We start from the raw sequence: 25,602 nt of genomic DNA on the forward strand, positions 1-25,602 counted from the left end.
AAATCAGAATAAGAGTAGTGTGTTTGTTTTTTCAAATTGATAGCGGATACCGGTTGCGTAGCTCAAGCCTTTTAAAAGCTCGGCAACTCCGTTGTCTTTCATCTCGCCGCTAAAACGGCGGGCATTTTTTGCGCCAGGCAAAACCTTTACTTTAATGCTATACCAGCGTTCTATTTTCTGAGCTATCTCGTTCGCATCGCAGTTGTCGAAATACAGGGTGCCGCTTTGTAATGCCGAGGCATCTTTGGCGACTACTGTTTTGATACTCACGAGATGACTGTCGACATTGCTGGTGAGCTGTTCGCCGGCTTTGAGGAAATGGGTGTGTTGACCGGTAGTTGTTACGCCCACTAAACCCGTCGCCACTTTTACTTCGGGGTTGAGGTGTTTGCGGACGAAAACGTTGAACGAAGTACCCAGTACCGTAACCGATAAATGCTCTTCGGTATGGATGATAAACGGATTGTTGACCAGGTGCTTTACATCAAAAAAAGCTTCGCCTGATAAATTCACTTCCCGTTTTTCGCCGCCAAAACCATTGAAAGTTAATTTTGAATCGGGGGCAAGGTAAACCAATGTACCATCGGGCAGCGTAACCCTGTTGCGGGTGTTGGCATTGGTTTGCACTATCTGCAGCTGATCGGTGGCTAAGGAATTTTTATAATAAAACCAACCCAGCGCACTCACAAGTAATAAACTTGCCGCCAGACCTATAAACCAAAAGGGTTTTAAAGGGTTGGCCCTGCCGGTAATGCTTTGGCCGGTGGGAAACATCCTGCTTAGCAGGCGCAGCCACTGTTCGTCGATATCGGTCTGCTTAAGCGGTTGTTGCAGTTCGGCCCGCCGGCGTTCGAGATAGGTTAAGAGATAAAGGTTCTCTTGCTGCTCATCGCACCAGTTCTGTACCAACTCAGCATCATGGCGATTGCAATTGCCGTTAATGTAGTTGATTAAAAGTTCCCAGTTTATTGTAGTCATTTGCAGAGAAGAGCAGCAAACCGCCCTTTTTCACCAAAAGAAATAGTTAAGTGTTTGTTAAATGTTTGTTAATAATGGCAGGGGCAGAGAAAACTACTTTAACATCGCGAAAAGCAGGGTAACCATCGTTAGGCCGCCGGCTACAGTGGCCTTATCCAGGTTGGTATGCCTGATGGCCCTGGTTAATTGCTCGATAGCTTCGCGCAGGTGATATTCGACCTTTTTTTCGGGGATATCCAGCGCTTCGGCTATTTCGGTGTATTTGAGTCCCAGCAAACGCAGTTCGATAATTTGCTTGCGCAGGGGTGTCAGTTTATTGATCAGCCCCTCGACAATGACGATGGATTGTTTGGCCACGAATTTTTCGAAAGGCGTGAAAGTGTCCGACGGGATATCAAAAAAGTCGTCGTTAATAGACAGGGTTTGGATACGTGAGGCAAGCGCCCCCAATGCGCCGTTTTTTGCCGCGCGGAACAAATAGGGTTTGATGTTATTGATCCTTAGCCGGTCTTTTTCCTGCCAGAGATTTAAAAAAAGATCAGACAGAACATCTTTCGCCAGGGCATCGTCTTTCACTATGCCGTTAACGTAACGGAAAAGGGGGGAATAATTCTCCTTAAATATGCTTTTAAAACCGTCCAGCGTGCTCAAAACTGGCATATTTTCTGTGATCATTGTAACAACAAAAGTAACCGGCGGTATATTGCTGAAATAAAAACATTGTGTTAAATATTTATTAAGATACGGTCACGAAAAGGTTACACATATTTATGCCAGGCCATTGTTGGAGACTTAAATTATCCGACGGCAGTTAACAGGTGTGTTTATCCAACATAGTAAATTGCCATTATCATTTACTAACCACAGATCGTTTATCGGTTATTTTGTTAATGGTCGGCGTAACCGCGCCCAAACATTATCAACGATCATGAACCGAGCGATACTCAACATTCTTTTAACGATATTGCCCCTTGTTTTAACAGCACAAACCAAACCGCAAAGCCAATGGGTACACCCCGGTAAAAACGGAAAGCTCACTTACAAAACAACCGCAAGCGGCGACCGTATCATGGATTTTTCGTACGCAGGGTATATGGGCGGAGGCGTGGCATTGCCAAATATTGCGGTAAAGAAAATTATAAAACCATCGGGTGGCGCTGATGACCTGCAGCAAATACAGGCCGCTATCGAGGAAGTTGCCGCTATGCCGATGATTAACGGATCCCGCGGAGCGGTGCTGTTATCTGCCGGTAATTATACCTGTTCGGGCCCGATCATCCTGTCGGCAAGCGGCGTGATTTTAAAGGGCAGCGGAATGGATAAAAACGGCACTACCATACACATGACCGGCAACCCGCATGCGGCCATTATTATCGGCAGGAACAATACCAATATCAGGCTGGGGAGCACCGAAAAAGCTGACGACGGAGAAATAGCCTCGACGCAAACCTATATTACAGATGCTTATGTGCCTGCGGGCACTAATATCATTTCGGTTGCCGATGCCAAAGCATTTGTGGTGGGCGATACCGTGATCATCCGCCGCCCGGTTACCGATGCCTGGGTGCATTTTATGCGGATGGATGACATGTATCGCGATGGCAAAAAGGAAACCTGGATAGCTAAAACACGGCAGGGTGTTATCAGGCGTAAAATAGTCGCGATAACGGGTAATAAATTAGCGCTTAATATACCGGTATCCGACTGTTATGACGCGCGATATTTAGGCGCAACCAGCACTACGGTCGCCAAAGCAGAACCCTCACAACGAATTACGCAGGTGGGTGTCGAAAACCTGCATATCCAATGCCCGCCATTGGAGAGCGATTACGGCCATGCACCTTATTCGGCCATACGCGTAGGGGGCGATGATTGCTGGGTAAAAGATGTTTTGTGCGAAGAAACCATGAATGCCACTGTGCTCGCAGGTAACCGCATTACCATGGAGCATGTTGTGGTAAAACACACCTATACTAACCTGGGCGCCTCAAAACCAACCGATTTTAGTTTGGAAGGCAGCCAGAACCTGATTGACCGTTGTGAGATAAACGGCGGCAATACCTATTTTGTGTGGACATCGGTACTGGTGCCCGGGCCGAATGTGCTGCTCAACTGCACCTTTACAGGATTGGGCAGCCGCATACAGCCGCATCAGCGCTGGGCCACCGGCATGTTGGTTGATAATTGCACAGTGCCTGATGGGGGTATCGATTTTATGAACCGGGGCGTGGCAGGCTCGGGCCACGGCTGGACGATGGGCTGGGCCGTTGCCTGGAATTGTATCGCTAAAACGTATATTATTCAGAATCCACCAGGCGCAACCAATTGGGCCATCGGCTGCATAGGTACCCGCCAGCAAACTGCGCGCTTATTCGACAGCGCACCAATTGAGCCCGAAGGAACATTTGATTCGCACAATAAACCGGTGGCCATACAAAGTTTGTACCTGGCACAATTGAAAGAACGTTTAGGGATGCAGGCATTGAAGAACATCGGCTATAGCTCAAACAGTATAACAGAGTTTAAAAACAAACAGGTTAAGCCGCAGTATGTGCCTGTATTGATAGATAAGGATCTGGGTAAGGACGAGGCATTCCACCGGCCCGTGAATACCAGCGGTAATCGCGAAAACAGCCTGAAATATAACGGCGATAAGGCGCTCGACGGGAGTTCACAAACATATTGGGCGGCAAATGATAATGCTGCCACGCCCTACCTTGAAGTTGACATGGAGGGCCCGGTTGACATAAACACTTTACAGATAAGCGAGCCGAAAGGCCTTGAACATGTGCAGGAATACAAGGTTGAGGGACAGGTTAACAGCGATTGGAAACTGCTTGCCCGGGGAACAGCCGTCGGACAGAACAAGATAGCCCGTTTTCCCAAAACAACGGTGTGGAAGGTAAGGCTGACCGTCCTGAAATCATCAGCATACCCGGCCATCAGCGATTTTGGTTTATACCTGGTTAAGCCTACCAAATAATTTGAGGATGATGAAGTATATCATTAAAACAATACTGATTCTGATATTGCTTGTATCTGCATATCAAACAAAAGCGCAAATAAAAGGCACTTTGTGGGACGTGAAAGGCATATATGATGTGCCATCGTACAAAACAGTAAGTACCGACTCGGCTATCGGTATTATTTACGAGGGATTGCTCTATAAAAATAAAACGCAAAACGTGTTTGCTTATTACGCTACTCCGGGCACCTTGAGCGGCGACCGCTCGAAAGATAAAAACCTGCCCGCTGTGGTGCTGGTTCATGGCGGTGGCGGAGCAGCTTTTCGCGAATGGGCAATAATGTGGGCGAAGAAAGGCTATGCGGCCATTGCGATGGATACGCGCGGCAATGGTCCGGGCAAGAAACATATCGATGGTGGCTTTGATGAGCCTAACGCGCTGACTCCTTATTTTACGATCACACCACAGGTAAGCGAACAATGGATGTTCCAGGCTGTGGCCGACGTAATACTGGCGCATAACCTGATCAGGAGTTTCCCCGAAGTTGATGTGAACCGCACAGCTTTAACAGGAATAAGCTGGGGCGGCATTATTACCTGCCTGTTATCGGGTGTGGATGACCGTTACAAAGCAGCCGTGCCTGTTTACGGTTGCGGTTACCTGCTGCAGAACAGCTCGATGCGAAAAGAATTGCTAAAACTAAATGATCAAGACAGGCAAACCTGGGTAAACCAATATGATCCGTCGAACTATATCGGCAAAGCCAAAATGCCGATACTGTTTTTGAATGGAGCTAACGATCCGCATTTTTACCTCGGCAGCTATTCGAAAACTTATAGCCTGGTAAAGGATAAAAATATTTGCATCAAGATCGGGCTAAAACACAGCCATCACGCAGGCTGGGACAATGGGGAGATATTTGCGTTTATCAACAGCTATCTCAATAAAACTACGCCGCTGAATAAGATAGAAAAATCTGAACGCGCCGGTAGAGGGGTAAGCGCTAAAATCGAGATTCATGCACCGGTAGTGAAGGCCTGTCTAAACTTTACCTGTGATACGACCAGCGTGTTGATGAACCGGAAATGGGAATCGGCCGAAGCCGTGCTGAACAATAACCGTGTAACAGCTGCCGTATTGCCATTGGGTACAACCATGTGGTATGTTTCGGTAACTGATAACCGGGGGTTGCAGTCGTCCGGTGAAGTTATGTTTGTTAAATAGCAATCTTTCTACGATTCGGCAGAATAAATTGTAAATATCATTGAATTCTATGTATCGCACCATTGGTAGCTTAGCTTATCATATCTTACAAATATCTATATGAAATTAAAAAACGGTATACCGTACCTGCTGCTCTCTATCCTGAGCCTGGGCCTAAACATCGCGCAAGCACAAAACAAAGGCGACGAGGATAAAACCATGGCCAACAAGGCCACCGGCCGCGATCAGAAGGCAATTGACGAGGCAAAGAACGGTTGGTGGAAAGAGTCGATGAAAACGCATGAGGCCCGTGTGCAATGGTGGCGCGAGGCGCGTTTCGGCATGTTTATCCACTGGGGCATTTACTCGCTGCCCGGCGGCGAGTGGAAAGGCAAACAGGTAAGCGGCTACGCCGAGCACCTGATGCGTAAGGAAAAGATACCACGTGCCGAATACCTGGAGCTGGCACATCAGTTTAACCCGGTAAAGTTTAATGCCGATACCTGGGTTAAAACGGCCAAAGCGGCGGGTATGCGGTATATGATCATTACATCGAAACATCACGACGGTTTTGCGATGTTTAACTCGGATGTGACGGACTATAACGTGGTCAAACAAACTGCCTGGAAGCACGATCCGATGGTTGACCTTTCGGCTGCCTGCAAAAAATACGGCCTCAAATTCGGCTTCTATTATTCGCATGCGTTCGATTGGGAACATCCGGATGCGCCGGGCAACGATTGGGATTATCAGAACCCGGGCGGCGATCTGAACCTGTTCGGCGGGCGCGACTGGTATGATATACACCCTGAGCTTTTGCCCAAAGCGGTGAATTATGTAGACACCAAAGCTATCCCGCAGATCAAGGAGCTGATCCGCAAATACCATCCGGATATTTTATGGTTCGATACCCCGCAAAAGCTACCTCTTTCCGAAAATATCCGTATACTGAAAGCGATCCGCGAAACCGATCCGAATGTAGTAGTGAACGGCCGTTTAGCACGTGGCGGTGGTGGTTTGCAAATGGGCGATTATCAAAATACTGCCGACAGGCCCGCTGAGTTCTTCCCTGTGGAAGGCGACTGGGAAGCCATCCCGACAACCAACGAATCGTACGGATACTCAAAATTCGATAAAAGCCATAAACCTGTTAGCTTTTTTATTCAACTGTTGGCTAAGGCTGCCTCGCGCGGTGGCAACCTGCTGATGAATATCGGCCCGATGGGCGATGGCGAGTTTGCGCCTGAAGACAAAGCCATTTTGAACGGCATCGGCAAATGGATGGACAAAAATTCGGTAAGCATTTATCAAACTACCAAAACCCCGCTGCCTTTTCAAAGCTGGGGCGTATCAACCCGCAAAGGCAACCTGTTGTACCTGCATGTATTTAACTGGCCGGCAAACGGCAGCCTGGTGGTTGGCGGCCTGAAGAGCAATATTGCGAAAGCTTATTTACTGACCGATCCTGAAAAGAAAGCATTAAGCTTTGATCGCATCGATCCGCTGGATATGGCTATTAAAGTGCCCGCACAGGCCCCGGATGCCGTCAACACGGTAATCGTGCTGGAAACCAGGGGTGAGATAGAAACCGACCCGGTTAGGCTTGCATCAGCAGCTATAGCCAATCATTTACTGGCTTTTGATGCTAAACTAATGGGTAAAGGCTTTGGTTTTGGCGATGGTAAAACCAATCATTATTACGTTGACGGATGGAAGAGCACCGATCAGCACATACAGTGGGATTTCAGGCTCATACAACCTGCTAAATTTAGGGTAGTGCTGAAATACCTGGCCGATAATACCGACGAAGGTACTTATGAGCTGAAGCTGGGCGACCTGGTAAAGAACGGAAAAGCTGAATCGGCAACTAAAGAAGAGGTAAAAGAAGAGGAGATGGGCACGGTAAACCTGCAGCCCGGCACGCATACCCTGCAGCTAAATGCACAGCAAATCAGCAAAGCTAACCTGATGAAGCTGCTTGAAGTTCACCTGATACCCGTAAACTGATCAATTTAAGCATCATGAAAGCAAACAGGCTGTTGGTATTGTTATTAGCGTTTTGTTGCGCATCCTTCAAACCGCTGCCGGCAGGCAGCCCGATGATCATTGAAAGCCTGAGCGGTTCGGTAACGCAAAACGAGATAAACGCTTTTAAAAACCATATACGCAACCTCGAACTGCCACCGCCTGACAGTGGTAACGGCTGGGTTTTCGGCAACCCGGGCAAGCTGACAGAAGCCTGCGGGCTGATGTACGAAGTATCGCACGACAAGGAGATACTGGATAAGATGATCGCCCTGAGCGATGACGCCTTATCCGGCCGGGATGATATTTTACCTGCCGAAAAAGGCGGGAAACTGATGTGCTGGACAGGCAAAGTTGAACCGGTATGGCCCTCGTCTGCGCCGGGTAAACTGCCTGCCGGGGCGGGGGTAGAGCAAGGCGCTACTTTAGGGCACATGGCTTATTGCGCTTATCTTATCCTGCAAACACCGGCTATCTGGAATGATAAGGTAACTATCGGCGATCCGAACAATTTCGGCGCTACTTATAAAGAACGCGCCCTGAAATACATTACCGAAGGCGATTATGTGATCGATAACTGGATCATCCCGCATTTTATCCGCACCAATGATCATAACCGTTATTATTTCCCGGGTGCGCCCAATACTTATAAGGCTAACGAGCCCGCGCCATGGAACCAGGCCTGGTTATTGACCGACGGCTTTACGCGTTTGGCTTTATGCCACCAGGTTTTGAATGATGACCCGGCACGCCTGGCAAAATATATCGCCATTGCTAAACCCAATATCGATTGGTTTATCAGTACCGCGATCCCAAACCGGTCGGCCATGGGCTCGGATTGCCGGATTTATCCCTATTCGCTTGCACAACCACGCGGCACCGAAGATACCAACCATTTTGCTTATGATTCGGAAGGTTTGGTGCTGGCCTACAACAGCAACCTGTACGGCTTAAAGCCAAGCGACCTGCTGCCCTTTGCCAATACGTATATCGATGTGGTATTGGGCACCGTAAAGGATGGTAAATTTGCCGGAAGGGTTGACGGTACAACCGGCACGGGCCACGGCGGCGGTGACGACTATGTACGCGATGAATACATTTACTGGGCCGGTATACGCCCGGATGCATACCAGCTGATTGGCAGTATCGAAATAAAAACCAATAAGATCGCCCAATCGCCGCAAATAACCGCCCGCCTGCTCTGGGAAAAGAACCGCAGGCATCTGAAAGGTTTGTAAGAAGATGATGACCTTTGGCGCTGTGTTAGTTCTTTGGCTTCATCCGCAGCCCCAACAGGATATTGAGCAAACCCATCAGTAAACAGGCAAGGGCCGTCCAGGTTACCATCGTCATATTGCCGAAACCGGCGTTGAACAGTACGATCAAACCGAAAATAAAAACGACCAACCCGCCGATGGTAACCCACCAGCTGCGCCCGAACGATCCGCGGAAGCTCAGAATAGAAATACCGCGGAACAGGATGTAAAGGCCAAGTATGATACGCAGAATAATTATGCTTGCGCCCACATGGCTAAAAAGCACGATACTCAGGATAATATCCACGATGCCGATGATCCAATACCAGCCCCGCACAGGCGATAGCACATCGTTATAAGCATGGAATATTTCGGTCAGGCCGGCAAACAGGATAACCAGGCTGAACAGGTAACCCATTACCTGCAGGGCATTTTCGGGTGAGCCAAACAAATATATAGCCAGGAAAAAGAAGCATGCGCCCCGTAAAACAAATACCCACCAATGCCTGATACTGCGGTCGACCGTAATTTCCACAACCAAAAAATTTATGGAATAACTGTTTAGCAGCCAAATAGTTTTAGGTGCGATCTCAATTCATGCCGACATGCCCCTTCACAGAATCGAATATCTTTTGCGAATCGAAACCCACACCGTTTTTAAACACCAGTTCTGTATTGCGGATGTTTTTGATATCCTGGCTCAGATCGCCGTTCATCAGTACCAGGTCGGCTTTTTTGCCTACGGCTATGGTACCTATATCCGCTTGCCGACCGAGGTAAACGGCGCCGTTCAGGGTGCAGATTTTGATGGCTTGCTCGGGCGTAAAACCGGCTTCGGTGAGCAGCTCGATCTCGCGGTGATTGGAGTAGCCGCTCACCACGCGGCCTGCGCCCGTAGGGTCGGTGCCGGCCACCAGCAACCCGCCCAGGTCGTAATATTGCTTTTCCCAGGCCAGTTCTTTTTTAAACAGGCTGGCGCTTGCCTGGTCGCGGTTTTGGGCAGCTTCCCACCTGCGCTGCACTATTTCTTTGGCTTCAGGCAACAATGCGGCTTCACCGCCGCCGGGTACCATTTCGCGGCCGGTATTGGGTTCAAATACCGTAAGCGTAGAAGTGAGCGCCATGTGTTTGCCGATCATGAATTTGATGAGCTCGGTCATCTTCGGGCTGTTCACATCGAGTTTTAACAGCGACTGCCGTTCTTCGTTATCATTGATCTGGTCGGCAACTTTTACGCTGTCGAAATCGGAGCAGGCCATAAAGCCGTGCTCCAGATCGTCCATGCCAATTTCGGCAGCTTCGCGATAGGTAACCGCACCGATATGCCCGGTAACTTTCATATGGCGCTTATGCGCTTCGCGTACAACGGCCGCCATATCGGCCCTGGTGGCATGTACATACATTTTGAACGAGGTGCAGCCACGGTCGGCCCAAAAATTGGCGGTGGCTGCCGCGTCGGCCGGGCCTTTTACAATATTGATGGATGGGATATCATAACCCTGCTCTTCGATATAGGGCGCGGTGACATCCATATCCGGTCCGAGCATCTTACCCTCGGCGATAAAACGCTTAATAGCCAGGTCGGTTTGCGGCTCGATGCTGCCTGCCGTGCGTATGGTGGTTGCGCCACCTGCCAGGTACAAACGCGGAAAGGAAAAAGGCATTTCGGCCACATTGAACAGGTTGCCTGCAGGCACGGTGTAATACATGTGTTCGTGCAGCATCACCAGACCGGGTATCAGCGTTTTGCCTGTGCCGTCAATCACCTGTGCGCCCGCCGGTGCGGTTACCGTTTTGCTATCGCCAGCCTGGGTTATCTTGCCATTACTAAAAACAACCGTTTGGTGCTGTTTGGCCGGGTTACCGGTGCCATCAATCAATGTCACGTTGGTTATGGCTACAGTGGGCGTATTTACTTTGATGTATAGCGCTACGGACGGCGCAAATTGTTGCGCCAAAGTTTTAGACGTTACCGCGAATAGTATCCCCGTAAGGAAAAACAGTCTGTGTTTCATAAGGCCAGGTTAGCGAATTTGCAAAGCTAAATCTACAAAAGATAATTTACATGTAAGGATATACCATTTTTGGGCCATGTGCTTTTTAAATGTCCTGATTTTTGTGCTATTTTGGATCGGCGATACCTCATCGCGTAAAGCTACTGACCAAATGAAAAAACTACTGACCGCAATTATTTCTACGCTCCCTGTTATCGGCTTCGCACAAACCAAAACTGCCGAAAACCTGGTGCAATACGTCAAACCTATCATCGGCACACAACGCATGGGGCATACTTTTCCCGGAGCGACCGTTCCTTTCGGGATGGTGCAGCTGAGCCCGGAAACCGACACGGTAGGTTACGTAAAGAACGGCAAGTACGATCCGGATGTGTATAAATACTGCGCCGGTTACCAGTACGATGATAAAACCATTGTCGGCTTTAGCCATACACACTTTAGCGGGACAGGGCACTCTGACCTGGGCGATTTCCTGATCATGCCTACGGTTGGCAAACTGATGCTGAACCCGGGCACGGCCGATAAACCGCGCAGCGGCTATCGCTCTGCCTTTACGCACACCAACGAGGTATCGGAAGCTAATTACTACAAGGTAAAGTTAGACGATTACGATATCATCGCCGAAATGACCACCAGCACCCGCGTGGGTTTTCACCAATATACCTTCCCGGCGAGTAATCATGCGCATATCATCCTCGACCTGATGGCAGGTATTTACAACTACGAGGATAAAAACGTGTGGACCTACCTGCACGTAATGGACGACGGTACCGTAGTAGGTTATCGCCAAACCAACGGCTGGGCCAAAAACCGCACGCTGTATTTTGCTATGAAGTTTTCAAAACCCTTTGTTGAGTACGGCAATGTGAACGGCTCAAAACGCGAAGTTTACCGCGGCTTCTGGGGTAAATTCAACCAGAGCCATAACTTCCCCGAAGTGGCAGGGAAGCAGATACGCGCTTACTTTGATTTTGCGACCACGGCAGGAGAGAAGATCAAGGTAAAAATGGCGCTCTCGCCGGTAAGTATGGATGGCGCCCTGAAAAACATGCAGGCCGAAATACCAGGCTGGGATTTTGAAAAAGTAAAGAACGATGGGCAGGCTGCCTGGCAGCAGGAGCTGAGCAAGATCACCATCAGCACCAAAAACATCGGCGACAAGCAGAATTTTTATACCTCGATGTACCACGCCCTCATCAACCCAACGGTTTATATGGATGTGGACGGGCAATACAAAGGGCTTGATCAAAACGTGCACCACGCCGATGGGTTTACCAATTACACCACCTTTTCGCTGTGGGATACGCACCGCGCGCTGCACCCGCTGTTCAATATCATCGAGCGGCAGCGCAATGCCGATATGGTGCAGTCGATGATCGCGCATTTTGAGCAAAGCCCCGAGCATATGCTGCCCATTTGGTCGAACTCAGCTAATGAGAATTGGTGTATGAGCGGCTACCATAGCGTATCCGTTCTGGCCGACGCCGCCATCAAAGGCGCGCCAGGCGTTGATGCAAATAAGGCTTTGGATGCCTGTATAACCACTGCCCATCAGCGCTTTTTTATGGGATTGGGTTACTATATTGATAAAGGCTATATCCCCGATGATAAGGACGGTAACGCTGTATCTTCTACCTTAGAATTTGCTTACGATGACTGGTGCATTGCGCAACTGGCCAAAAAGCTCGGTCGAACCGATGTGTATAACGAGTTCATCAAACGTTCGCAAAATTTCACCAATGTGTTCGACCCACAAACCCGCTTTATGCGGCCAAAGCTTGGCGATGGCACTTTCAAAAAGAACGTAGACCCGCTATCCACCATCAACCAGGGTTTTATTGAGGGCAACGCCTGGAACTATACCTTATACGTTCCGCATGACCCGGCCACGCTGATCAAACTCATGGGCGGCGATAAGCGTTTCATCGTTTACCTCGACTCACTCTTCACCATGAACCTGCCCGATAAGTACTTTGCCGAAACCGAGGATATCACCCGCGACGGCATTATCGGCAACTATGTGCACGGCAACGAACCGAGCCACCACGTGGCCTACCTGTACGACTGGACCAGCCAGCCCTGGAAAACCCAGGAACGCGTACGAATGATCATCCCGCGTATGTACAAACCAACACCCGACGGCCTGGGCGGCAACGATGATACCGGCCAGATGAGCGCCTGGTATATCTTCAGCACGCTGGGCTTTTACCCGGTTGCCCCGGGCAGCGACAGGTACTCCTTAGGCAGCCCATCTTTCGATGGCGCGACTATCGACTTAGGCGGCGGCAAAACTTTCAGTATTGAAGCTGTGGGCCAAAGCGACAAAAACGTTTACGTAAAAAAAGTAACCCTGAACGGCCAGCCGCTCGACCGCCCTTACCTTACCCACGCCGAAATTATGAACGGCGGTAAGCTGGTGTTTTATATGAGCGCCAAACCATCGAACAGCAGGTATAAAATGTAAGTACTATTAGTCATGCTGAACTTGTTCAGTACCTAACATGACAATTACTCTGCATTATGTATTTGACGTGGCAATACCAATGAACTAATGACCAATGAACTACTGAACCAGTGAACCGAAGACATGGGTATTTATGGGTGTTTTAATTGAACTTTCCGCTAAAACCCTCATTCAAGCCACGTATGGCCATTTTTTTCGTTTTTTACACCCATAAAACACATGGGTATTCATGGGTGTACCCATGCGTGTGTCGGTAATAATTAGAATTAGTGTTGCTACTTGACACTAAAACTTGATACTAAAAAAGCATTGCGCTTTTGTATAAATATACGGAAAATAAGCTATATCCTAACTACATACAAACAAAAAAATGCCCAACCTCGCGATTGAGCATTCCCTATCAAATATTATCTTTCGATCGTTGCTTGTAAGTAAAAACTGACAACTCACAACCGAAAACTGACAACCCAACTAAACCCCAAGGTCTTTCATAATCCCGTCAATCTTCTCATCCAAAGCCTTATTAGTAGCCTCGTAAGCGCCTTTGTCGGTTAACTTGGTGTTCACCGAGCAGTAAAACTTGATCTTAGGCTCCGTACCCGATGGCCTTGCCGAAATAATGCTGCCGTCTTCAGTAATGAATTGCAGTACGTCGCTTTTTGGCAGGTCGATAGGTGTGGTTTTGCCTGCCGTAAGGTCGGTTTCCACACGGTTCTCATAATCCTTTAAAGCAACCACCTTGGCGCCGCCCAACGTTTTCGGCGGGTTTTCGCGGTATTGCTGCATCATGGCTTTAATTTCTTCGGCGCCGGTTTTGCCTTTCTTGGTGATGGATATCAGCGTTTCCTTGTAAAAACCGTACTCCAGGTACATATCCAGCATGGCTTCGAACAGGCTGCTGCCTTTGTCTTTATAAAACGCCGTCATTTCGGAGATGAACGCGCCCGAAACAATGGCATCCTTATCGCGCACAAACTCGCCGATCAGGTAGCCATAGCTTTCTTCGCCGCCGCCGATAAACGTTTCCTTGCCGCTTAACTGGGTCATCAGCTCGCCGATGTATTTAAAGCCGGTTAAAGTGTTAAAATATTTTACGTTTTTGGCTTTGGCAATCTCCTCGATCAGGTTACTGGTAACAATGGTTTTTACGATGTATTGCTTGCCGTTCAGCTTACCTTTTTGCTGCCAGGCGGTCAGCAGGTAATTGATGAGCAAGCTGCCGGTTTGGTTACCGTTCAGCAGCACCCATTCGCCTTTATTGTCTTTCACGGCAATGCCCACGCGGTCGGCATCCGGGTCGGTAGCCAAAACCAGGTCGGCATCGATATCCCTGGCCTTTTTCATAGCCAGGGTAAGCGCTTCTTTCTCTTCCGGGTTAGGATAAACCACGGTGGGGAAGTTGCCATCGGGTGTAGCCTGCTCTTCAACAATGGTCACGTTCTCAAAACCAAACTGCGCCAAAGCCTTCGGCATCAGGGTAATGCCCGTACCGTGTATCGGCGAATAAACTATTTTCAGATCTTTTTGGCGTTTAATAGCTTCCGGCGAGATCGACAGCGAAGCGATCGCATCCAGGTATTTCTGATCGATATCTTCGCCTATCAGTTCAATATTCTCAGCAACACGGCCAAATTTGATATCATCCACATTGCTCACCTTGGCAACCTCGGCCATTACTGCTTTATCCTCGGGCGAGACAAACTGGCCGCCGTCGGCACCGTAAGCTTTATAGCCGTTATACTCTTTCGGGTTATGCGAGGCCGTCAGCATTACACCGCTTTTGCAGCCCAGCTCACGTATTGCGAACGAAAGCTCAGGGGTAGGGCGCAGCGCCTTAAAAAAGTAAACATGTATACCATTGGCCGAAAACACGTCGGCAGTAATGCCCGCAAACACATCCGAATTATTACGGCTATCATGCGCAATGGCAACCTTGATCTTCTCGCCGGGGTAGGTTTTCTTTAAGTGATTGGCCAAACCCTGTGTAGCCGCGCCGATGGTGTACTTGTTCACCCGGTTCGAACCCGGGCCCATGGTGCCGCGCAAACCGCCGGTACCAAACTCCAGGTCGCGGTAAAAGGCGTCGGTTAGTTCGGTATAAGCCTTATCATCAAGCTGTTTTTGTATTTGCTGTTTCACATCGGCATCGTAGTTGCCGTTAAGCCAGGTGTTTACTTTTTCCTGCACAGATGCGTCTAATTCCTGCATAGTATCAATATTTAATTGTGGTCTTGATTTTGTATGTAACAAATATGTAAATAAATTTTACGTGTTATAAACCCATAAGGTTAATTGTTGAAAAAGGTTTTGTGAAAGCGAGCATTTTTGTTCGAGAGTCAGGAAGTCCGGAAGATCCGGGCGATTAAAAATTAAACTACACGTCATTGCGAGGCACGAAGCAATCTCTACATAAGCAGAGCCATTATTCAAGCAGTTTTTGATTTTTGAATTTTTAATTTTGACTTTAATCAGGGTGTTGCCTGCGGCCCGAGCTTTCCGCTCATACTACACAGGCATTAGCCACAGGCCGGTATCCGCTGCAATCCCTAACACAGGTTTGCAAATAAAAATGTCATTGCGAGCGATAGCGTGGACAACCGAACAAAAGTGAGCTCATTCATACCTATAAAAAACAAACACAAATGAATAATCTCTTGCTATGCAGAGCGGCCCTGTAAGTCCGCCTTTCTCCGTGCGATTGCTTCGTGCCTCGCAATGACATGTTGGGAGCCGCTATTTGCAATTACTCAAATCCTTCTCCACCTTCGACACATCAACCAACCCCATCTTATTCCCGAACGAATTGGTAACATACGTCAGCACCTCGGCGATTTCGATAGGCGATAGGCTACTTTGCGCAGGCATCATCCCGCTGAATTTCTTCCCGGCGACGGTAATGGTATCTTTTAAACCGTTTTTTATAAAGCAAGGCAGCTGGGCCAGGTTTTTATGCAGGTAAACCGAATCGGTAAACGGTGGGATCAGGTTACCCAAACCCTCACCGTTATTACCGTGGCAGTTCTGGCAATGATTAATGTAAATAGTGCTGCCTACAGAGTAATAACGTGCATAGGTCATTTCGCCCTCGCCCTGGCAGGACGAAACTACAGCAACATAAAATCCGACAAGCAGCAATAAAGGAAATTTAATTTTCATCAATCAAATTAGTACTTAAAACTCACAACCCGCAACTCACAACCGACAACAGATAACTCACAACTTACTCTTTCTCCAACGTATGCATATCCGCCACCAGCTGCGTTACCTGTTTCATATCGGTACCATCGTAACTGCCGCGGATGCGTTTTTGCTTGTCGATCAACAAAAAATAGCCATCGTGCACATAGCCCTGCTGGTTATCGTCCTTAGCCGAAACCAGGTAGTTTTTTTCAGCAATCTGGTAAATTTCTTCTTTTTTGCCATACAGCAGCCACCAGGTGTCCCCGCTGATGCCCAGCTTATCCGCGTATTGCTTTAGTACCGGGATAGTATCGTGCTTCGGGTCGATAGTATGCGAGAGTATCTTCACGTTCGGATCGTTCTTAAACTCGTTATAAACCGTCAGCATATTGCGCTGCATAACGGGGCAGATGGACGGGCAACTCGTGAAAAAGAAATCGGCCACGTAAATTTTCCCGTCCAGATCCTTATCGGTAATGGTTTTGCCGTACTGGTTGGTAAAACTAAAAGGAGGGATGGTGGCATAAACCGTATCTACTTCAGGTTTCCCATCAACAGTTTTCGTTACCGTTTGGCGGTTGCCTAAAATGGGCAGCTTCTTATCGTCGGTATGGCAGGCAGCCAGTAAGCCCAGCCCGGCCATCAGGTAGATTAATTTCTTCATTTCTTTTTAACAGTTTGCAGGTAAGTTTGTGCTTGTTTGGTCGCTTCAATCAACTGCTCATCCACTGCTTTTACTTTGGTTTGCTGTTCGGTGAGGTATTTCATCACATCATCGTGCCCTTTGCCGCTAAAATCGGGCTCGAATTTCTGCATCCAGTTGCCCATATCGTCATCAGCGGCCATAAGTGCGGCGCTTAGCTTGTGCGCTTCGGCAGTATCGGCTTTAGCCAGCCTGGCCTGCATCATTACAGTATCAAGCTTTAGTTTACTTACCATTGCCTTTTCGTCATCGGCCATTACTTTTTCGTGAAAGTCGATCACCTGTTTCTGCAGGTCTTTTTCCTGTTTTTTATCGTTGTTGCAGGCTGTTAAAACAGCAGCTATTGCTAAAAGTGTATAAAGTATTTTTTTCATGGTTGTTAAATTAGGATAAGGATACCTTAGGGACTATTACTGCCCTAAGGTATCATTAAGTTGATATTGCTGCCAAATTATTATTTTAATAACATCCCGGCCGCTGTGTTTATTGTTTACCAAATTTGTACGATAACCCCAAAGTAAACGCCCTCGGATCGCCCTGGTTATAACTATATGATGCCGCACCGTTAGCCGTGGCGGTTGCCGTAGCTATAGTGGCGTAATAGGTATTAAATACGTTCAGGGCGTTTACCCAAACGTCTGCTCTGCCAACCTGGTAACCTCCACGTACATTGGTTACTTTAAACCCGCCGTAGGTATACTGTTCCAGGTTATCCATAAAGTATTTGCCGATTTGCTGCTCCTCTATGCCAAACCTAAAGCCTTTCAAATAATGCGGTTTATACACTACTTCAGCATTGCCCGAAAAATTGGGCGCACTGGCCATTTGTCTGCCGTTATAGTTTATGCCGCCGGCAATGTAATTCACAAAAGTATGTTTGGCATTGGTGGCGCTTATGCGGATATACAGGTCATCTGCCGGGCGATAGCTCAGCCCGTACTCCAAACCGATGTGCCGGGTTGCGCCGGCATTTTGCGGTTGCGTGGTATTATCGGCCAGTTTTACATTGATGATCTCGTTCGTGCCGTTCATCAGGTAAGCGCTGTAATCAATGTAAAGTTTATTATCGAGCAGCGAAAGCCATCCGCCCAGTTCGTAATTGGCAAAAGTTTGCGGCAGCAGGTAAGCGCTGTTGCTGGTTTTACCGAATACCTGGGTTATCTGTGGCGGCACATAACCCTCGCTGTAAGTTCCGTAAAAACCAATACCTTGATAATTATAGGTAAAGCCAATTTTCGGAGCCACTTTACCATAGTTGGTGATGGTGGATGGCCCGCCGGCAACGCCCGAGCCCGGCAGGTAATTCACAAATGCGTATTGAAAAGCATCATAACGTACCGCCGCCGAAATGCGTAGTCCCGGCAAAACGGTAAAATCATAATCCGCATAACTACCAAAGTTGCTCACCACGGTATTGTAATCGGCCATCACCTGGTCAGGCTCGGCTTTGGTGTAGCTCACATAATTGCTCACACCGCCTTGGTTTTGTTTTTTGATCCAGATAAACTCCTGGTAGTACGATTGCGGATCAAGCTCTGCACTGGCACCGATAATGAGTTTACTTTGCAGTAATTTGAATTTCTGCACATGCTGCAAAAACAACCCGTACGATTTAAAGGAGTTGTTATTGATATTACCCGTCGCCGTATCCGGCGAAACCGGGTTGCTGCTTTTGCCGCCAGTACGATAATTAGCGATGGAGTAGGACGGGTTCTGAATAACCGAATTATCCCTGAACATAAAAGTAGCATTAGTACTGCTGCTGTCGCTCCAATTGTGGCTGATGGTCGACCGTGCCCTTAGAGCCTTAACCTTGCGGTAGGTAAAAAATGCCTGCGCCGAATAATCCTTACGGATAAAATGGGCGCTATCCAAACTGCCGTACATATCGCTGAAATAAGCAATGTACGATGCACTGTTCGTCCACGTTGTATTCTTGTCTATCTTATAATCCAGTCTGCCGGTAACAGCTGTTTTGTGGAAATCGCTGTATTGTATCGGCCCGTTGGTTTGGTTGGCGTAATAGCCGCTCACAATAAAACCCAACTTGCCCGATGTGGTACCGATCTGCGCATCGGTTCGTTTGTAGCCCTGATTGTTCAATTGCGCGCTAATATAGCCCGAAGTAACTGCGGGCGGCGCCTGTGTGATCAGATTTACTACGCCGCCAATGGCTTCTGCGCCGTATAAAGCTGATGATGGCCCCTTGATCACCTCGATATTTTTAGCCGCCGCCATATTCATCTCCAGCAAAGCATTGTGGTTAAATACCGCCGACGTACGCAACGGCAGGCCGTCTTCGAGGTACAGAAACAGGTTATTGGTGTTCATGGGCTGCCGTATGCTCATTTCGTGCTGCTCGTTGCCGAGGTTCACCATGTTAACGCCGCTTACTTTGTTCACCAGCAGGTCGAGGCGTTGAGCCTTGGTATCTTCAATGGTTTGCTGCGATATAGTCGCTATGGAGACAGGGGCCTCGCTGCGTTTTTCGGCAGTGCGGTTGGCGCTAACCACTACGCGCTGCAACTCGGTGTTTGAGGGTTGCATGGAAATAGCCAGCGATTGCCCGCTTACCGCGATGCTACGGGTAGTGTAGCCAATAAACGTAACCTGTATAGCTGCAGCAGTGGTTATAATCTTAAATTTTCCCGAAACACCCGATGTTGCCGATATGTTGTTACCATCCGATATGGTTGCGCCGGCTATCGGTTCTTTGCTTATCGCATCGAATATTTTGCCGGTTATAGCGATGGGTTTCTGCGCATATAAGACACAGGATATCAATAAAGTATATACAATTAAAATAAGCTTTTTCATAAGATTTTAAATGCGTTTCGAGGCTTAGCGCCTCAAAACCGTTTGGAATAATAAAAATCAGATGGGTAGCCAAAAGCTTATCTATAGCCGCATTAAAGCATCATAGCTTTAATGCGTTAGTATAAATGAATGACGATAAGCGTTTGACTAAGCGCTTATTTTAGGCGGTTGGAATACTGATGCCGAATAGTCAGGCAATTCGGTATGGTTCGTGGGGACGGTTAAAACAGCTAACAGGCGTGGAGTATAGTTAAATGAGAAATGATGGGTAACGATACCTTCCTGGAAAAGGCTTTTACCGGTCTGGCGCTCTTCGCTTTTTTCTTTCTCTTCGGCTTGTTTTATCTTTTTCAATAAATAACAACGGCCGTTACAATGCATCCAGGGTTTATTGCGGTTTTCGCAGAGGGTTGATGCTATCGTGGTCTTGTTCAGTTCGAAGCCCGCAAAAATAAACAGCTTCGAAAAATTAGCCGATAGCGTAAAAACAATGAGCAATATAGCCGTAACTCTGTTTAACATCGCCGCAAAGGTACAGTTAAACGTTTGATGTGCAAATAGGCAAATGAGTGAATGTGCAAATGACCGGGTTTCTTAGCCTCCCGCCTGACAGGCTTAGGAAGGGGTCATTTTTCCCTTACGTAAAATATCATATCCAGTGTGGGTATCACAAAACCTTCCTCTTTCATTAAAACAACCAGGTTGCCGCGGTGATGGGTACCGTGATTGACAACGTGCGCCATAATGTCGACCAATCTTTCGTTATACGGCGTACCGTTCGGGTGGACATAGCTTACCACGCGGTCAAAGTCGCCGGGCTGGAGCTGATCGATAAATTCCATCCAGGCCAGGTGGTAATTTTCCAGGTCGCCCTTCATTTCTTCGGGCAGCCTGTCCTGAAAACGCTCAACGCTTTGGGGGATGCCCAAAATACGGTCGAGCCAGATACGTTGGGTTGATATCAGGTGTGAGAACAGCTCGTATATCCTCGGGTTTTGCGGGAACTGTTTTTCAAACTTTTCCATCAGCAGGTCGCTGGCCCACTTGTCGTACTCGAATAACTGTTTAAAATAGGCTTTTGTCATTATTTATCGAGTTATTGATTCAATTATTGATCTTTATGCCCGATTTCTTTAAGTGCCATTTCTCGGCAGCAGACAGATCGGGCTTAATGGTTTTCATTGGTTTTGCGAATTTGACAATCGCCCCGTCAAAGCAGGGGGGAAATTGTCGGCATTTTTTTTCAGTGCGGATAACTTTGTTATCAAATTCACATTTCAGGGCATTCACACCTATACAATATAACTAAAAAAGTCCTCTAATGCAAATTAACAAGTGGCAAATAGTTGCTCACAGCTCACTATTTACCATCTCTGCCAAACTACTTGCCCTTCCCGCCAAATACCGAGAAATGTACGTAGCGTTTCGGATTGGCTTTCAGGTCGATCAGCAGTTTATCCAGATCGGCCGAGGCATCGCGCAAATGGTTATACATTTCGTCGTCAGTTAATAACTTGCCTAATGAGCCTTGTCCATTATTTACCTTGGCAATAGCGCTTTGCAATTCGGCAATGGCCTTATTGGTGTTATCAAGGGTTTGTTTAATGTTCGATGCCGCTATATCATCGCTCACCTTATTAAAGTTGGCCATAGTTTTGGTAAGATATGCGCCATTAGCTTTCAGGTTGCCCGAGATCGACTCTACATTAGCCAAAATGTTATTGATATGCACACTTTGTACGCCTACCAGGTTATCCACCTTTTTGCTGGTACCTTCGAGCGATTGCAGGGTATTGGCAATGCTGTTAAAGCTGCGGTCGACATTTTTCTGAAAGCGCGGGTTCATGATATTGTTAACCGACGACAGGATAGAATCCATCTTTGAGATAATTAATTCGGCCTTTTTTTGTACCGGCTGCAGTGTCTCGGCCAGGCCGCCTTTCACGTCAGAGCGCAGCGTATCTTTATCTTCGGCCATTACTTTGCTGTCGCCCAGTTCAAAAATGATAGCTTTGCTGCCCAGTAAGTCGGTTCCCTCCAGTTTAGCCAGGGTATTTTTGGGTATATCGTATTTAGGCTCAATTTTTAATTCTACTAACGTGCGGCCGTCACCCAGTAAAGTCATGTGCGATACCCGCCCGATAGGGAAGCCGTTCACCAAAACCGGTTTGGATACCGATAAGCCATCGACCCGGGCGTAGGTTGCGTAAAACCGGTTTTCGCTGGTAAAAACATCGTTCCCTTTTAAAAAACTATAACCCAACATCAGTATGGCTACTGATACTACCGTTAACGCACCTATTTTTGTTTCGTTTGATATTTTCAAAATCTTCTTTCCGTTTTAATTGTGTTTAATGGTTATTGGGGTTGCTCCAATGTTGCTTTATATTTTTGTATGGCGCGTATTATGGATGCCACTATTTCATTTTGCCCATCTTCCGAGTTTAAATAATCCTCGTCCTTAGGGTTATTGATATATCCTGTTTCTATCAGTATAGATGGCATGGCCGTATGGCACAAAACCAAAATGCCCTGTTCGATCACACCATCGCTCGGGCGGCCGTCAACCTGCACAAACTCATCGTTCACCATGCTGGCAAACATAATGCTGTTTTTACGGTACTTCTTTTTAAATTCATTCAGCAGGATAAGGTTTGCCGGGTCGAGCATGGCCTGCACATCCTTGCTGCCTTCTTCTTCAAATAAGTTCTCGCGCAAGGCGGCTGCTTCTTCGTTATCGCGGCCATAGCGGTACACCAGCTCTAACACGCCGCGGCCCGATTGGTTTGGAACGCGTTTCTTTTTGCCATGTACGGTGATGATCTTATCTGCCAGCGAGTTACAATGCAGCGAGATGAAAAGATCGCCTTTGGCCGCATTGGCAATATCCGAGCGGGCCTGTAAGCCAACACCTGCGGGGGTAGTGCGCGTCATCACAACTTTTACGCCCGGCACTTCTTTTTCAATGGCCTTTTGCAATTTAAGTGCCAGGGCAAGCGTTACTTGTTCTTCGGTACTGTATGAGCCCTTGGCGCCAGTATGGCCACCGTGACCGGCATCAACCACAATGGTTTTCATCCGGTATCTGTTAGCTGTAGTATCTTGTTTCGGTTCTCCGTTTATGCTAAATGAGGGTAGGATAAATATGCAAACAACAAATGTTAAACTATAGATGAGTCTTTTCAATGCCCTATTTTTCATTATTTTTGACCGCGAGTAAACTTTATCTGCAAAAATACTATTCATAATCAATTTTGAAATTTATAACGCTTTTTTTTCTTTTAACGTTCATTTTACTCACACCAATTTTTGCTGCATCGGGCCATAATGCAGGCCGCAATAGCTATGCTGTCATCGATACCAATACCCATCTCATCAAACTCGATACTGTAAAAGACCGCAATATACTGCGCCGCAACAGCAACCGGCGTAACAGGGGAAAAGATACAGTTAAGCTAAAAGGAATAAATATAACGGATACCACGAGGAAAAAAAGCAGTGGCGGACTGGAAGATGAGATCAAATCGACATCAAAAGATTCGAGTACCGTGGATAAAGGTACCGGCATTGCTTACCTTTGGGGTGCGGCGCGGGTAACTTATGTTGATTTTGCTTTGGATGCCGATTTTATCCGGGTGGATCAGAAGCGGCACCTGGTTTTTGCCAGCGGGCGCATCAACCCGAAAACCCACCGGTACGAAGGCCGGCCCAATTTTGTGCAAAAAGGCGAAAACGCGATAACTGCCGACTCGCTCATCTATAACTACGAAACAAAAAAGGCCAAGATCTATAACGTTGCTACCGACCAGGACGGCGATTACCTGAGCGGCGGGCAGGCCAAGCGTTTAAATGACGCCGAAACTGCTTTCCGCGATGTGCTTTTCAGTACCTGTAACCTGCCGTATCCCGATACGCATTTTGGTATCGTTATAAAAAAAGGTATAGCCGAAAAACACCAGATCATTTCGGGGCCGGCTTATCTCGAGATAGAAGGTGTACCTTTACCGATCGTGTTGCCCTTCGGCTTCTTCCCGAAACCTGATCAGAAAACCTCGGGCTTTATTTTGCCCACTTTCGGCGAAGATTCCCAACTGGGCTTTTACTTAAAGGGATTTGGCTATTACCTGGCTTTTAACGATTATCTTGATTTGACTACCACAGGCACTTATTATACCAAAGGCTCGTACGACTTAAACGCCACTTCGCGCTATCTCAAAAAATATAAATACCAGGGTACCCTGATTTTGGGCTATGGCTCGCATAAGTACGGCCTGGAAACCGACCCCGCAAGCAAGGATTTTAACATTACCTGGACCCACTCGCAGGATCCGGCAGCCAACCCCGGTACTACTTTCAGCGCGTCGGTGAACGCGGGCACATCAAGCTATTATCAAAATTCGCCGGGGCAAACAAGTTACAACCTGCAGTCGCTTACCCAAAATAACCTGCGTTCCAGCATATCCTACGGTAAAACCTGGCCGGGTTCGCCGTTTAACTTTACAGCAAACCTGGGCCACAGCCAGGATATTACGCGTAAAACGGTAACGCTCGAGCTACCGACCTTTAGTTTGAACATGACGACGCTGAGCCCTTTCGAGAAGAAAGACCAGGTGGGCGATAAAAAATGGTACCAGAACCTCACGATAGGTTACAGTTTGCAGGGCACAAATAAACTGAACGCCATACCCGAGTCGGAGTTGTTTACAGCAAACACTTTTTCCAAAAAATTTCAAAACGGCTTCCAGCAGCAGATACCCGTGGCCTTAAACCTCACAGTGGCGCGCTACTTCCAGTTTAATTCGAGCATCAGTTATAACGAGCGCGATTATTTTCAAACCATCCGCAAGCATTATGCACGCGGCAGCATATCGGGCGCCGACTCGCTGGTAACCGATACTGTGCAGGGGTTTAAACGCGCCGGCGATTATTCCATCTCCACCGGTTTCTCAACCAAAGTATACGGTATGATGCAGTTTAAAGGAAAGATCAGAGCTATCCGCGATGTAATTACGCCATCGGTAAGTTTCCAGTACCGTCCCGATTTTTCCGATCCTAAGTATGGATATTACAATACCATCGTAAGCAATGCTACGGTTCCGTATCCATACACCTCGCAAACTTATTCCATCTTTGAGCAGAGTGTTTACGGAGGCCCCGGCGGCGGCAAATCTGCCGGTTTAGCCATCAGTGTCAACAACGACATCGAGGCTAAGGTTGCTGCAGGTAAATCCGATACATCCGGTAAACCCCACAATGTACCTTTGATACAGGGCTTGTCGTTTTCGACCTTTTACAATTTTGTTTCCGATTCGCTTAAGCTGTCGCCCATCAACTTTTCGGGCCATACCGCTTTATTCAATCAAAAGCTGGGCATCAGCTTTGGCGGGGTTTTCAACCCTTACGTTACCCAGATCCGCGATTCGGTATCTGCCGGCCGCCTCATCAGGTATGCGCATGTGATCAATCAGTACACCTGGCAACAAGGTAAATTCCCGATGCTTACCTCGTTCAACGTATCAGCCAGTATGAGTTTTAGCTCCAAATCTATCAGGAGCAACCCGACCGGCCCCAATCAAAACTTAAACACCCCGGTCGGTATGACGGCTGCACAGGCACAAAAGCTGGCGCTGATCAACCCGGATGCCAATGCTTTTGTCGATTTTAATATCCCCTGGAGCATCAATGCCAGTTACAGTTTCTTTTTTAGCAATACAGGTGTCTCAACCAGCGTAGGCAATACGGTGCAGGTGAGCGGCGATATTACCGTTACGCCCAAATGGAAAGTAACTTATAACGGCGGTGTCGATCTGCGGGCCATGCAGGTGAGTACTTCGTCAATAGGTATCTATCGCGACCTCCATTGCTGGGACATGTCGTTCCAGTGGATACCGTTTGGCTACTATAAATATTACAGTTTTGATTTACGGGTAAAAGCATCTATTTTACAGGATCTTAAGCTCAGTAAACGCAAGGATTACTACAACAACAACTAATC

At 47.7% G+C, this 25,602-nt stretch carries 19 protein-coding genes; 6 read left to right on the forward strand and 13 right to left on the reverse strand.

Annotation, left to right across the window (positions count from 1 at the left end):
• Positions 1-3: 3 nt before the first annotated feature.
• Positions 4-978, reverse strand: coding sequence for a FecR family protein (locus BEL04_RS02405; RefSeq protein ID WP_065999792.1), 975 nt, complete (start codon positions 976-978; stop codon positions 4-6).
• Positions 979-1,071: 93 nt separating this feature from the next.
• Positions 1,072-1,653: an RNA polymerase sigma factor gene (locus tag BEL04_RS02410; protein ID WP_065999797.1), complete on the reverse strand. Its 582-nt coding sequence runs from the start codon at positions 1,651-1,653 to the stop codon at positions 1,072-1,074.
• A 253-nt stretch (positions 1,654-1,906) separates the two neighbouring features.
• Between BEL04_RS02410 and BEL04_RS02415 the strand changes: the two genes are divergently transcribed.
• From BEL04_RS02415 to BEL04_RS02430, 4 genes are all read left to right on the forward strand, one after another.
• The gene (locus tag BEL04_RS02415; protein ID WP_175403982.1) at positions 1,907-3,961 is read left to right on the forward strand and encodes a discoidin domain-containing protein; all 2,055 of its coding nucleotides are present in this window, start codon (positions 1,907-1,909) and stop codon (positions 3,959-3,961) included.
• Between the two features lie 7 nt (positions 3,962-3,968).
• A complete protein-coding gene (locus BEL04_RS02420; RefSeq protein WP_083227729.1) occupies positions 3,969-5,168 on the forward strand; it encodes a S9 family peptidase in 1,200 nt (399 codons plus the stop codon).
• Between the two features lie 99 nt (positions 5,169-5,267).
• Entirely contained in the window at positions 5,268-7,154 is a 1,887-nt protein-coding gene (locus tag BEL04_RS02425; RefSeq protein ID WP_065999806.1) for an alpha-L-fucosidase, read from the forward strand.
• Positions 7,155-7,168: 14 nt separating this feature from the next.
• Entirely contained in the window at positions 7,169-8,410 is a 1,242-nt protein-coding gene (locus tag BEL04_RS02430) for a hypothetical protein (protein WP_065999811.1), read from the forward strand.
• A 25-nt stretch (positions 8,411-8,435) separates the two neighbouring features.
• On the opposite strand, the gene BEL04_RS02435 is transcribed toward BEL04_RS02430, so the two are convergent.
• A complete protein-coding gene (locus BEL04_RS02435) occupies positions 8,436-8,963 on the reverse strand; it encodes an HdeD family acid-resistance protein (RefSeq protein ID WP_139112898.1) in 528 nt (175 codons plus the stop codon).
• 55 nt (positions 8,964-9,018) lie between these two features.
• Entirely contained in the window at positions 9,019-10,443 is a 1,425-nt protein-coding gene (locus BEL04_RS02440; RefSeq protein ID WP_065999815.1) for an amidohydrolase family protein, read from the reverse strand.
• Between the two features lie 151 nt (positions 10,444-10,594).
• Here BEL04_RS02440 and BEL04_RS02445 point away from each other — a divergent pair, with 151 nt between their 5' ends.
• Complete coding sequence (locus BEL04_RS02445) at positions 10,595-12,907, forward strand: GH92 family glycosyl hydrolase (protein ID WP_066003370.1); 2,313 nt, start codon at positions 10,595-10,597, stop codon at positions 12,905-12,907.
• 471 nt (positions 12,908-13,378) lie between these two features.
• On the opposite strand, the gene BEL04_RS02450 is transcribed toward BEL04_RS02445, so the two are convergent.
• From BEL04_RS02450 to BEL04_RS02495, 9 genes are all read right to left on the reverse strand, one after another.
• Positions 13,379-15,115: a phospho-sugar mutase gene (locus tag BEL04_RS02450; RefSeq protein ID WP_065999817.1), complete on the reverse strand. Its 1,737-nt coding sequence runs from the start codon at positions 15,113-15,115 to the stop codon at positions 13,379-13,381.
• A 525-nt stretch (positions 15,116-15,640) separates the two neighbouring features.
• Positions 15,641-16,063, reverse strand: coding sequence for a cytochrome c (locus tag BEL04_RS02455; protein WP_065999820.1), 423 nt, complete (start codon positions 16,061-16,063; stop codon positions 15,641-15,643).
• Positions 16,064-16,127: 64 nt separating this feature from the next.
• On the reverse strand, positions 16,128-16,751 hold the full coding sequence (locus BEL04_RS02460; protein ID WP_065999822.1) for an SCO family protein: 624 nt from the start codon (positions 16,749-16,751) through the stop codon (positions 16,128-16,130).
• Positions 16,748-17,164 (reverse strand): hypothetical protein, encoded by a 417-nt coding sequence (locus BEL04_RS02465; protein WP_065999824.1) that lies wholly within the window; start codon positions 17,162-17,164, stop codon positions 16,748-16,750. Before BEL04_RS02465 ends, BEL04_RS02460 begins: the two co-directional genes overlap by 4 nt.
• Before the next feature lie 109 nt (positions 17,165-17,273).
• Positions 17,274-19,607, reverse strand: coding sequence for a TonB-dependent receptor plug domain-containing protein (locus BEL04_RS02470; RefSeq protein ID WP_065999827.1), 2,334 nt, complete (start codon positions 19,605-19,607; stop codon positions 17,274-17,276).
• A gap of 147 nt (positions 19,608-19,754) precedes the next feature.
• Entirely contained in the window at positions 19,755-20,129 is a 375-nt protein-coding gene (locus BEL04_RS02475) for a hypothetical protein (RefSeq protein ID WP_065999829.1), read from the reverse strand.
• A 104-nt stretch (positions 20,130-20,233) separates the two neighbouring features.
• Positions 20,234-20,692 carry a DinB family protein gene (locus BEL04_RS02480; protein WP_065999831.1) on the reverse strand — a complete coding sequence of 153 codons (459 nt, stop codon included), beginning with the start codon at positions 20,690-20,692 and terminating at the stop codon, positions 20,234-20,236.
• Positions 20,693-20,988: 296 nt separating this feature from the next.
• Positions 20,989-21,933: an MlaD family protein gene (locus BEL04_RS02490; protein ID WP_065999836.1), complete on the reverse strand. Its 945-nt coding sequence runs from the start codon at positions 21,931-21,933 to the stop codon at positions 20,989-20,991.
• Positions 21,934-21,965: 32 nt separating this feature from the next.
• Positions 21,966-22,685 (reverse strand): N-acetylmuramoyl-L-alanine amidase, encoded by a 720-nt coding sequence (locus BEL04_RS02495; protein WP_175403983.1) that lies wholly within the window; start codon positions 22,683-22,685, stop codon positions 21,966-21,968.
• A 176-nt stretch (positions 22,686-22,861) separates the two neighbouring features.
• Between BEL04_RS02495 and BEL04_RS02500 the strand changes: the two genes are divergently transcribed.
• Positions 22,862-25,600, forward strand: coding sequence for a putative LPS assembly protein LptD (locus tag BEL04_RS02500; protein WP_065999838.1), 2,739 nt, complete (start codon positions 22,862-22,864; stop codon positions 25,598-25,600).
• The last annotated feature ends 2 nt before the right edge of the window (positions 25,601-25,602 follow it).

Source organism: Mucilaginibacter sp. PPCGB 2223 (genome assembly GCF_001705515.1).
Taxonomy (GTDB): Bacteria; Bacteroidota; Bacteroidia; order Sphingobacteriales; family Sphingobacteriaceae; genus Mucilaginibacter.

What these genes read in the sequence shown, in the direction of transcription:
- BEL04_RS02455 (WP_065999820.1), bottom strand. Translation starts at nt 16,063, where the DNA reads ATGAAAATTAAATTTCCTTTATTGCTGCTTGTCGGATTTTATGTTGCT.
- BEL04_RS02495 (WP_175403983.1), bottom strand. Translation starts at nt 22,685, where the DNA reads ATGAAAACCATTGTGGTTGATGCCGGTCACGGTGGCCATACTGGCGCC.
- BEL04_RS02460 (WP_065999822.1), bottom strand. Translation starts at nt 16,751, where the DNA reads ATGAAGAAATTAATCTACCTGATGGCCGGGCTGGGCTTACTGGCTGCC.
- BEL04_RS02475 (WP_065999829.1), bottom strand. Translation starts at nt 20,129, where the DNA reads ATGTTAAACAGAGTTACGGCTATATTGCTCATTGTTTTTACGCTATCG.
- BEL04_RS02405 (WP_065999792.1), bottom strand. Translation starts at nt 978, where the DNA reads ATGACTACAATAAACTGGGAACTTTTAATCAACTACATTAACGGCAAT.
- BEL04_RS02415 (WP_175403982.1), top strand. Translation starts at nt 1,907, where the DNA reads ATGAACCGAGCGATACTCAACATTCTTTTAACGATATTGCCCCTTGTT.
- BEL04_RS02445 (WP_066003370.1), top strand. Translation starts at nt 10,595, where the DNA reads ATGAAAAAACTACTGACCGCAATTATTTCTACGCTCCCTGTTATCGGC.
- BEL04_RS02470 (WP_065999827.1), bottom strand. Translation starts at nt 19,607, where the DNA reads ATGAAAAAGCTTATTTTAATTGTATATACTTTATTGATATCCTGTGTC.
- BEL04_RS02450 (WP_065999817.1), bottom strand. Translation starts at nt 15,115, where the DNA reads ATGCAGGAATTAGACGCATCTGTGCAGGAAAAAGTAAACACCTGGCTT.
- BEL04_RS02420 (WP_083227729.1), top strand. Translation starts at nt 3,969, where the DNA reads ATGATGAAGTATATCATTAAAACAATACTGATTCTGATATTGCTTGTA.
- BEL04_RS02430 (WP_065999811.1), top strand. Translation starts at nt 7,169, where the DNA reads ATGAAAGCAAACAGGCTGTTGGTATTGTTATTAGCGTTTTGTTGCGCA.
- BEL04_RS02480 (WP_065999831.1), bottom strand. Translation starts at nt 20,692, where the DNA reads ATGACAAAAGCCTATTTTAAACAGTTATTCGAGTACGACAAGTGGGCC.
- BEL04_RS02410 (WP_065999797.1), bottom strand. Translation starts at nt 1,653, where the DNA reads ATGATCACAGAAAATATGCCAGTTTTGAGCACGCTGGACGGTTTTAAA.
- BEL04_RS02440 (WP_065999815.1), bottom strand. Translation starts at nt 10,443, where the DNA reads ATGAAACACAGACTGTTTTTCCTTACGGGGATACTATTCGCGGTAACG.
- BEL04_RS02465 (WP_065999824.1), bottom strand. Translation starts at nt 17,164, where the DNA reads ATGAAAAAAATACTTTATACACTTTTAGCAATAGCTGCTGTTTTAACA.
- BEL04_RS02425 (WP_065999806.1), top strand. Translation starts at nt 5,268, where the DNA reads ATGAAATTAAAAAACGGTATACCGTACCTGCTGCTCTCTATCCTGAGC.